The following is a 1136-nucleotide window of genomic DNA, read 5'->3' as shown; positions in this document are numbered from 1 at the left end:
ATCGCCTCTTTACGTTCTGGTGAATACCGAGCCATATCGTTCTCTTTTGCCGCACCCTGTCTTTAAACATAATGATTATTTAGGGGTGACAACAATCCTGACACAGGGGGCGTGATGGCCATGGACAATGTGTCGATAGCAAAGGTCAATCGTTCAAGGGCCGCAAGTGTGCAGAGAAGATGAATATTGAGTATCGATACATGCAAGCGGATATGCACAATCTGTTTCCGGCCATTGGCGCTGTGAACGCGCTGCGCAGTAATTATAATTTTACTTTATTGCCAGCTGCTAAATCTGATTTTGGTGCCTGTGATATGCGTATTGAGGGCAGCAAAGCTCAGCCTCCCGAAGCCGCTAGAGGGCGCATTGCTCGGTCCTATCTGTATATCGACCAAAGTTATCCTAAATATTCGATGAGTAAACAACAGCGGCAGTTAATGAGTGCATGGGATACGCAATATCCGGTGAATGTCCAAGAGTGTCAACGGGCTAAAAAAATTGCTGCTATTCAGCTTAATGATAATGAAGTCGTCAAAAGTCGCTGTCAGCAAGCTAATATTTGGTAAATATACGAGAAACTATGAATTACATTGATAATAATACCTTGTCGGAGTTGGATTTTGTTTGGCTACGCAAATTTAAAGCCAGTAAAAATCTCGATACGCTATTAATCCAAGTGACCGGTGCGGAGCGTAAAATAGATCAAGATCCTGCGCTCACTCAACGTGAGAAGTTTGAGAATTTAACGTCGATTAATACGGCGTTTTGTCTTCGTGAAACCGAAGTAAAACAGCTCACCGGAGATTGGTCTTAAACTGGGCGTTCCCTTCGGTCGGGCTTTTCGCTTCGCTCCCCGCGATAACGTGATCCACTAATGGCAAGCAAGCTTGCCGTGGCTCTACGTTCCAGCTTGCCAATCCCGTTCACGTCTGCGCTGTCTTATCTGTCTCATTTCACGTTCTGCCCGCCAAGGGAGGCTTCCTATAACAAAAGTCACTCTTCACTTCGATGAAACGATGTTTAATCGTAAGCGTCCGGGCAACTACACCTATCTTTTAAAATTCCATGGTAACAGGCTGTCTATATCCGGTGCTGGTTGGCACAGTTCATTAAGGCAAGCCATGATGTAATCAAAT

1 protein-coding gene and 1 pseudogene are annotated in these 1136 nt (G+C 45.0%); both read left to right on the top strand.

Annotation, left to right across the window (positions count from 1 at the left end; genetic code table 11):
• Nucleotides 1–110: 110 nt before the first annotated feature.
• A pseudogene (locus L2744_RS21460) lies at nt 111–566 on the top strand (endonuclease); the annotation flags it as partial.
• A 14-nt stretch (nt 567–580) separates the two neighbouring features.
• A complete protein-coding gene (locus L2744_RS21455; protein ID WP_248993768.1) occupies nt 581–814 on the top strand; it encodes a hypothetical protein in 234 nt (77 codons plus the stop codon).
• Nucleotides 815–1136 lie beyond the last annotated feature (322 nt).

This window comes from Shewanella profunda (genome assembly GCF_023283765.1).
Lineage (GTDB): Bacteria > Pseudomonadota > Gammaproteobacteria > Enterobacterales > Shewanellaceae > Shewanella > Shewanella profunda.
This window is presented reverse-complemented; position numbering and strand designations above follow the sequence as displayed.